1 protein-coding gene (running past one end of the window) is annotated in these 9,606 nt (G+C 70.9%); it reads right to left on the bottom strand.

Annotation, left to right across the window (positions count from 1 at the left end):
- On the bottom strand, positions 1-9,605 hold the 5' portion of the coding sequence (locus tag QHF84_RS00425) for a type I polyketide synthase (RefSeq protein WP_281311112.1). It extends 1,336 nt beyond the left edge of the window; only the first 9,605 of its 10,941 coding nucleotides appear in the window; the start codon lies at positions 9,603-9,605; its stop codon lies off the left edge, out of view.
- Between the last annotated feature and the right edge of the window lies 1 nt (position 9,606).

The following is a 9,606-nucleotide window of genomic DNA, read 5'->3' on the forward strand; positions in this document are numbered from 1 at the left end:
GTCGCTGGCCCGCTCGCGGCCGGGACACGCGCGAGGCGGGGGACGACGGCGCGGCCGCCACGGATCGCGATCTGCCCTTCGTCGCTCGCGAGCGCGAGCGGCAACGCCTCGAGGGATGCGGCGTGCTCGTCGAGGTCGACGAGGCTCACGCGGCGCTCCGGGGCTTCGGCCTGGAGCGAGCGCAAGAGGCCGACGAGCGGGGCATGCAGCAGATCGACGGCGCCCTCGTCCGATCGCGTGGCGACGGCGCGCTGGGTGACCATCACGAGCTTCGTGGCCGACCCTCGCGCGTCGCCGAGCCACGCTTGCACGAGCGCGACCATCCGGTGCGTCGCGTCCCGGAGATCCGCGGCCAGATCGCCGTTCGTCCCGCGTTCGGGCCGCGGCGCCACGACGAGGAGGTCGGGGACCGGGGCCCCTCCGTCGAGAGCCGCCTTCAGCGCGTCGATGCCCGCGTGCGTCTCGACGCTCCATCCCGCCTCGCGCAGCACGCGGTCGAGGCCGGGATCGGTGGGCCCGAGGAGCACGAGGCGCCCCGACGGGGGTCGCGCCTCGGGCGTGTCGAGCGGCCTCCACTCCACGCGATGAAGCGAGGAGCGGTGAGGCGCGACCGCGTCCCGGATCTGCGCCGCGGAGGCCGGTCGTGCATGCAGGCTTCCAATGGTGGCGACCGGCTCGCCGCGTTCGTCGGTGATGTGGAACGACGCCGCATCACTCCCCTCGCGACGCGAAAGCCGCACACGCAATCGAGTGGCCCCCGTCGCGTGCAGCGAGACCCTTTCCCAGGAGAAGGGGAGCGGGATCTTGTCTGCATCGACGGCGGTCTCCAGCGTCGCGACGTGCAGGGCCGCGTCGAGGAGCGCCGGGTGAATCCCGAACGATCCGCCTCCCTCGGCGCTCCCCTCCGGCAGCTCGACCTCGGCGAAGAGCTCCGAGCCGCGCCGGAAAGCCGCGCAAAGCCCACGGAACTCCCCATCGTAGCCGAGCCCCACGTCGGCGAGCCGTTCGTACAGACCACCGATGTCGATCGGCTCGGCGCCCGGGGGCGGCCAGTCATGCAGGCCTGACGGCGCCTTCCCTTCGCCCGGCGCGAGGGTGCCCGTGGCATGGAGGGTCCACGGGGCGTCCGCCGGCGCGCCCTCGAGCCTCGAATGGACCGTGAGCGAGCGCGTCCCCGCGTCTCCCTGCGCGCCCACCACGAGCTGGAGATGGAGCGCCCCGGCGTCGGGGATCACCATCGGAGCCTGGATCGTCAACGTCTCGACCTCGGCGAGCCCCACGTGTTGCGCGGCGAACAACGCGAGCTCGACGAGCGCGGCGCCCGGCAAGAGGTTCGTCCCGAAGACGACGTGCCGCGCGAGCCAGGGGTGCGCGGACGGCGAGAGCCTTCCGGTGAACACGTGCTCGTCCGTCGCGGCGACGGCGACGGACGCCTGCAGGAGCGGGTGCGTCGCGTCGGCGAGGCCGGCGGACGCCATGGCGGCGCGCGAGCGCTTCGGGGCGTCGAGCCAGTAGCGCCGGCGCGAGAAGCCATAGGTCGGCAGCGGGACGCGGCGCCCGCCGTGCGGCGCGAAGAACGCGCTCGCATCGACGGAAAAACCTCGCGTGTGGAGCCGCGCGAGCGCGGTCACGAACGTCTCCGCCTCGGAGGCGTTCTTGCGGAGCGCCGGCAGGAACGCGCGTTCGTTTCGATCGTCATCGGCGAGGCAAGCAGGCCCGAGGCCCGTCAGCACGCCCTGGGGCCCGAGCTCGAAGAACGTGTCCACGCCCTCCGCTTCGAGGCATTGCATGCCGTCGCGCCACCGGACGGCGCGGCGTACCTGACGAACCCAGTACGCTGCGGTACAGAGCTCCTCGGCCGTCGCGCGTTTGCCCGTCACGTTCGAGACGATGGGGATCCGGGGAGGCGCGAGCTTCACGCCCTCGACCACGCGACGGAACGCCTCCAGCATGCCGTCCATGCGAGGAGAGTGGAACGCGTGCGAGACGGCGAGCCTCGAAACCTTGCGACCTCGCGCCCGGATCCGCTCGGCCACGGCGAGCACGGCCTCCTCGTCGCCGGAGATCACGGTCGACGCGGGGCCATTGATCGCTGCGATATCGAGCTTCGCGCCGTGCTCTCCGACGAGCGCGGCCACGTCCGCCTCGCTCGCCTCGACCGCGACCATGGCGCCGCCCTCCGGCAGCTCTCCCATGAGCCGGCCCCGCGCCGCGACGACGGTGCAGGCATCCTCGAGGCTCATCACGCCGCCGATGTGCGCGGCCACGAGCTCGCCGATCGAATGACCACAAAGGAAATCCGGCCGGACGCCGAACGACTCGACGAGCTTCGTGAGCGCGTATTCCAGGGCAAACAGCGCCGGCTGCGCATATCGCGTGTGCCCGAGCAAAGCCTCGCCCGTGGTCCCCTCGACCGCGAACACGACATCGACGAGCCGCGCTTCGAGGTGCCCATCGAACCCCGCGCACGCGCGCTCGAACGCCTCGCGGAAGACGGGGTAGGTCGCGTAGAGCTCCTTGCCCATCCGCGCGTGCTGGCTGCCCTGCCCCGTGTACAGGAACGCGAGCTTGCCGGCCCGTCGTTGCCGATCGACCACGACGCCTGGACCGTGCTCGCCGCGCGCAATGGCCGAGAGCCCTCCCACGAGCGCGCCCGTGTCCTTCGCGATCACCGCGGCCCGGTGCTCGAAGTGCGTCCGGCTCGTCAGCAGGGACGATGCGACGTCGAGCCCCTGGATCGACGGGTTTGACAGGACGTACCCCCGCAGCCGCTCCGCCTGGCGACGCAAGACGTCCGGCGTCTTGGCGGACACGACGAACGGCAGCCAGGAAGGCATCGGCGACGCGCGCTCCGCCGCGCCGGGTGAGGGCTCGGGCGCCTCTTCGAGGATCACGTGGGCGTTCGTCCCGCTGATGCCGAACGACGAGATTCCCGCGCGGCGCGGGCCCCTCCTGCGTTCCCACGCCGCGGCGTCGCGCAGCAATCGAATCGAGCCCGACGACCAATCCACGTGCGGCGATGGTTCGTCCGCGTGGAGCGTCTTCGGCAGGACGCCCCGCTGCATCCCGAGGACCATTTTCATGATGCCCGCCACGCCCGCCGCCGCCTGCGTGTGCCCGAAATTCGATTTGATGCTGCCGAGCCAGAGGGGCGCGTCCGCGGTGTGCCCGGAGCCGTACGTGGCGAGGAGCGCCTGCGCCTCGATGGGGTCGCCGAGCGTCGTGCCGGTCCCGTGCGCCTCGACGGCGTCGACGTCCGCAAATGAGAGCCCCGCGCTCGCGAGCGCCTGCTTGATCACCCGCTCCTGCGCGGGCCCGTTGGGCGCCGTGATGCCCTGGCTCTTCCCGTCCTGGTTGAGCGCCGACCCGCGCACCACCGCGAGGATCCGGTGACCTTTGCGACGTGCATCCGCGAGGCGCTCGAGCAGGAGAAGGCCCGCCCCCTCCGACCACGCCGCCCCGTCCGCCTTCGCCGAGAACGATTTGCAACGCCCGTCCTTCGCGAGGCCGCGCTGCCGGCTGAATTCGATGAAGCTCGCGGGCGTCGCCATCGTCGTGACGCCCCCCGCGAGCGCCAGATCGCATTCGCCGTTGCGCAAGGCCTGGCACGCGAGGTGAACGGCGACGAGCGACGAGCTGCACGCCGTGTCGACCGTGACGGCCGGGCCCTCCAGGCCGAACGTGTAGGCGATACGGCCGGAAGCGATGCTCGGCGCGCTCCCGATCGCGACGTATCCTTCGAGCGCGGCGGGCGCCTCCGGGAGGCGCGCACCATAATCGTTGTACATCACGCCGACGAAGACCCCCGTCGCGCTCCCCTGGAGGGACGCGGGCTCGATCCCCGCCTGCTCGAACGCCTCCCAGGTGGTTTCGAGGAGCAGCCGTTGCTGCGGATCGATGGCCAGCGCCTCGCGTGGCGTGATGCCGAAAAACTCGGCGTCGAAGTCCGCCGCACCGCGCAAGAATCCCCCCTCGCGCACGTAGGTTTTTCCGCGCGCGTCGGGGTCCGGATCGTAAAGCGAATCGAGATCCCAGCCGCGATCCGTGGGAAAACCGCTGATCGCGTCCGTACCGGTCTCGAGCAGCGCCCAGAGCTCCTCGGGCGACTCCACGCCGCCCGGGAACCGGCAGCTCATGGCCACGATCGCGATGGCGTCCGATGCGTCGGTCACGGAGGCTTTCGGCTGCACGGACGACGTCGCCTGCGCCGCGCCCGCGCGCGAGAGGACCTGTGCTTCGAGGTATCGGGCGAGCGCGATGGGCGTGGGGTGATCGAAGAGGAGCGTAGCCGGCAGACGCGAGGCCGTGGTTTTTCCCAGGCGATTGCGCAGCTCGATCGCCAAGAGCGAATCGAGCCCGAGTTCCGAGAGCGGCCGATCCGCTTCGAGCGCCTCGGGCTTGCCCCCGAGGACGGCCGCCGCCTCCTCGCGCACGAGATCCAGAAGCGCGGGGATCCGATCGGCCACCGGCAACGACGACAACCGCTGCAGGATGGCCGGCGCGGTCGACGTCTTTTCGGCCGTGGCGCGTGAGGATCGGGCGCGACCGCGCCCTCGGAGCATCACGGGCACGCTCTCCCCGCTGCGATCGAGCGCCGCGGTATCGAGTCGGATGGGCGCCACGAGGGCGTCGTCGACGCCGAGCACCGCGTCGAAGAGCGCGGTCCCCTGCTCTGCCGACAGGGGGAAGAGCCCAGAATGGGAAAGCCGTGATCGAAGCGCATCCGATAGATGCGCCGCCATGCCGCCCTCCGCCCACGGGCCCCACGCGAGCGATACGCCCGTTTGTCCCCGCGCCCGCCGCCGGCCGACGAGCGCGTCGAGGAATGTATTGGCCGCCGAATAATTGGCTTGCCCCGCATTCCCCAGCACGCCGCTCAGGGACGAGAAAAGGACGAACGCGGAGAGATTGCAATGCTGCGTCAGCTCGTGGAGGGCCCACGCGGCGTCGATCTTGGGTCGGAGCACGCGGCGCACGCGCTCCGGGTCGAGCGTCATCAAGACGCCGTCGTCGAGCGTGCCGGCCGCATGGATCACGGCGGTGAGCGGATGTTCGGCCGGGATCGTGCGGAGCAAAACGCCGAGCGCGTCGCGATCGGCGACGTCGCACGCGGCGAGCCGGACGTCCGCGCCCGCCTCCCGTAGCTCGGCGAGCAGCGCCGGCGCGGAGGGCGCATCGCCGCCCTGCCGCGAGACGAGCAAAAGGTGACGCACGCCATGCTTCGCCACGAGGTGACGCGCGAGATGCGCGCCCAGCGCGCCCGTGCCGCCGGTGACGAGGACGGTCCCCTCCCGATCGAACGGAGTGTTCCCGGATTTCCCCGTCGCGTCCATCTTCGCGAGCCGGGGCACGCGCCCTGCCCCGTTCCGCAAGGCCATTTGGGGTTCGTCGCTCGTCAATGCGCCGGGCAACGCCGCGAGAGACGCGGCGTCGTCGACATCGACCAGAAACATCGCTCGCTCGGGAAACTCCGCCTGCGCCGCGCGGACGAGCCCCCATACCGGAGCGTGCGCGAGGTCCTCGACGTCCTCGCCGGTCCGCGTCGCAATGGCGCGCCGGGTGAGCACGACGATGCGACGATGCGAGCATCGGCCGTCGCCAAGGTACGCTTTCAGCCAGGCGAGCGCCTCCTCGGTCGCAGCGTGCGCCTCGCGGGCCACGTCCACCGGCTCTCCGCTCGATAAGGCGGCGAGCACGAGCAGCTCGGGGATGTCACGGCCCTGATCGAGCGCCGCGCGCAAGGCATCGACGTCCGCATGGCGCTCCACGCGCACGCCGGCCTGTTCGAGCGCCGCCGCGATGTCGCCGCAATCCTTCCCGAGCAGCGCCGCGGCGAGCGGGTGCCGTGGAGCGCTCGGAGCGGGCTCGACCCACGTCACGGCGAAGAGGCCGGCATTCGCCGGAGAGCCGAGGAACCGGTCCGCGGGCGCGCGGCGCGTGGTAAAACCCTCGATCTGCGCGATGGGCTCGCCCTCGGCGTCCCAGAATGCGAGATCCGACCGGCTCGTATCACTTCGAGGGTCCGCGCCCTCGCGCAAGGAATGCTCCGCCAAGGCGGCCTGGATGGGCCTTCCAGACCAGACCAGCCGCTCGACGGCGAATGGCAATCGGGGGACGTCGCTGCCCTCGGGCAAACGAGGGACGGCGTCACCGTTCGCGCCGGTATCGCCGCTCCACAACTCGAGCCCGAAAGCATTGTCGATGAGCGGGCCTGGCACGGGGGCATCAAAGGCGGAGACCCCTTCGGGCGGCGCCAATCGCCCGAGCGTGGTCCGCGTACGGGGTCGCAAGACGCCGTGGAGCCACCACCACCGAGGGCCCCATTCGAGCTCGATGGAACGGAGCACGTCGACGTGCGCCCGTCCCATCTCGGAGGCCTCGAACATGGGAGGCTCGACAGGCCCGAGGTGCAAAAGCGCACCGGGCGCTGCGGGGCCGAGCGTCGCCGTGGCGTGGGTCGTCCACGAATCGCCGCTCCTCGTCGTGAGCGCGGCGGAATATCCCGCGCCGTCGCCGGACCGAGGGACGAGGTGAACGTGCAGGATGACGTGATCCTGCGCGTCACCGAACGAAACCGGCGTCAAGAATTGGATCTGCCCGAGCTCGATGGGCTGCCCTGGCCAGTACGACGCGGCGACGGCGAGCAGAATGGACACGTGGACGGCCCCCGCGACGACGATACGGCCATACACGACGTGGTCGGCGAGATAAGGCTGGACGCCCGGCCCAATCTCGACCCTGTGGAGGAACGAGCCGTCCGGGAGCTCGAGCCGCTCCCCGGCGAGCGCATATCGCCCCGCGGGCGTCGCGCGGGCCGAGGAGGGGCGACGCGCGGGCTCGAGCCAATGGCGCTCGCGCTGGAACGCATAGGTCGGGAGCGGGACGCGCCGGCCGCCGGAGGTCTCGAAGAATCGCCTCCAATCGACGTTCACGCCGCGCACGTGGAGACCCGCGAGCGCCGTCACGAGTGTTCGCGTGCCTTCGGCCTCCTTGCGGAGCGCCGGGAAAAACTTGATCTTGCCTTCGCTCTCCTCCGACAAACAAGCCGGGCCGGCGGCGGAGAGCACGCCCTCGGGGCCAAGCTCGAGGCAATGCGCGACGCCTTCGGCCTCGAGGCTCTGGATCCCGTCGAGAAAACGCACCGCGCTCCGGATCTGACGCACCCAGTACTCCGGCGCGCGGAGCTCCTCGGCGCTCACGCGCTTCCCGGTCACGGTGGAAACAATCGGAATGCGCGGGCTCCCGAGGGCGACGCCGTCCACCACGCGGCGATATGCCGCGAGGATCCCGTCCATGCGCGGCGAATGGAACGCATGCGAGACGGAGAGGCGTGTCGTCTTGCGCCCGCGCGTCGCGAGCTCGGCCGCCACGGCGAGCACCGCATCTTCGTCGCCTGCGATGACCGTGGAGCGCGGGCCATTCAGCGCGGCGATGTCCACCTTGCCTTCGAGCGTGGTGATGAGCGGGCGAATCTCCTCCTCGGACGCCTGCACCGCGACCATGGCGCCGCCCTCCGGCCCCGACCCCATCAGCTTCCCGCGGGCGGCGACGAGCTTGCAGGCATCCTCGAGGTTCAGCACCCCGGCGACGTGGGCCGCGGCGAGCTCCCCGATCGAATGGCCCATCAAGACATCGGGCTCGATCCCCCAGGACGAAAGCAGCCGGAAGAGCGAGACTTCCAGCGCGAAGAGCGCGGGCTGGGTGTATTGCGTTCGTTCGAGGAGCGCGGACGTCTCCGGGGTTTTCTCGGCGAACACGAGCGCGGCGAGAGGCCGATCGAGAAACCCGTCGAGCTTTGCGCACGTGGCATCGAAGGCTTCACGAAACACGGGATACGTCTCGTAAAGCGCCCTTCCCATTCCGACGTACTGGCTCCCCTGCCCCGTGAAGAGCAAGGCCAGCTTTCCTCCGCGACGCCGGTGATCGATCACCGCCGTCGACGCAGCCCGCCCCTCCGCCACCGCCGACAGCGCATCGAGCAGGCTGCCGCGCGCATCGACGAGGAGCGCCGCACGATGATCGAAATGCGTGCGGCCGGTCGAAAGGGAATGGGCCACGTCCACGAGATCGAGATCGGGGCGTTGTTCGAGGTACACGCGCAATCGCTCGGCCTGCGCGCGCAGGGCCTGGGGCGTGTTGCCGGAGACGAGCATCGGCTGCCACGACGTGCGCTCGGGCGAAGGCCGGACCTCGGCCGGCGCCGCGGGAGGAGGCGCCTCCTCCAGAAGGACGTGCGCATTCGTCCCGCTCAGGCCGAACGCCGAAACCCCCGCCCTGCGCTTGCGGCCCTCTTCGTGCCGTGGCCATGGGGAAAGGGAATCGACGACGTGGACCGGGAGGCCGGCCCAATCGATATGCGGATTGCGCGGCGTCGTGTGGAGCGTCGGCGGGAGCGCGCCGCGCCGCAACGACGCAATCATCTTGGCCACGCCCGCGAGGCCCGAGGCCGCCTCCAGGTGCCCGATCTGGGTCTTGATCGCGCCGAGCAGGAGCGGCCTCTCCGCGCTCCTTCCCGGGGCATACACCGCGGAGAGCGCGTGCACCTCGATCGGATCCCCGAGCGACGTGCCCGTGCCGTGGCATTCGACGAAGTCCACGTCCGTCGGCGCGAGCGCGGCGTCCTCGAGCGCGGCGCGCAGCACCTGCTGCTGCGACGTGCCATTGGGCGCCGTGATGCCGCTGCTCTCGCCGTCATGGTTCACGGCGCTGCCGCGAATCACGGCGAGCACCGTCCTGCCCTGCGAAAGCGCGTCTTCCAGGCGTTCGAGGACGAGGACGACGACGCCCTCGCCGCGTCCGTACCCATCGGCGGCGGCCGAAAACGTCTTCGAGCGCCCATCGGACGCGAGCGCGCGCGTGCGCGACAAGAGAATGAACGCCTCGGGCCCCACCATCACCTGCGCGCCGGCCGCGATCGCGAAATTGCATTCCCGCCGCCGGAGCGCCTGGCAGGCGAGGTGCAATGCGACGAGCGACGACGAGCACGCCGTGTCCACGGAGAGCGCAGGGCCTTGCAGGCCGAACGTGAAGGCGATACGCCCGGCCGCGAACGCGGGCTGGGTCCCCGTGAGCACGTGCGCGCCGGCCTCCGGACTCTCGTTCGGCAATCGGTCGTATTCGCCCGGGCCGATCCCGACGAAGACGCCCGTCCGCGTCTCCCGCAGCTCGGACGGGACGAGCCCTGCGTCCTCCAGCGCATTCCACGTCGCTTCGAGCAGCAACCGATGGCGCGGATCGATGGTCCTGGCCTCGCGCGGGCTGATCCCGAAGAGGGCCGCGTCGAACAGGTCGACGTTCTCGAGAAACGCCGCATCACGCACGTAGCTCTTGCCGTCGACATCCGGATCGGGGTCATAAAAGGCATCGGCATCCCAGCGATCCCGCGGGACCCGCGAGACCGCGCCTTCGCCCTCGGTCAGAAACCGCCACAACCCGTCGATATCGACGATCCCCCCGGGCAAACGCAGCCCGAGCCCCACGATGGCGAGCGGCTCGCGCGACGCCGCTTCGAGCTTCGTGATGGTGCCGCGCAGGCGCTCCACCTCGCGGAGCGATCGGAGCAGCGTCTCCCGGAGCTTGTTTTTCTGGTCGTCGTGGCTGTCCATG

Origin of the sequence: Polyangium sp. y55x31 (assembly GCF_029946505.1) — a bacterium.
GTDB lineage: Bacteria > Myxococcota_A > Polyangia > Polyangiales > Polyangiaceae > Polyangium.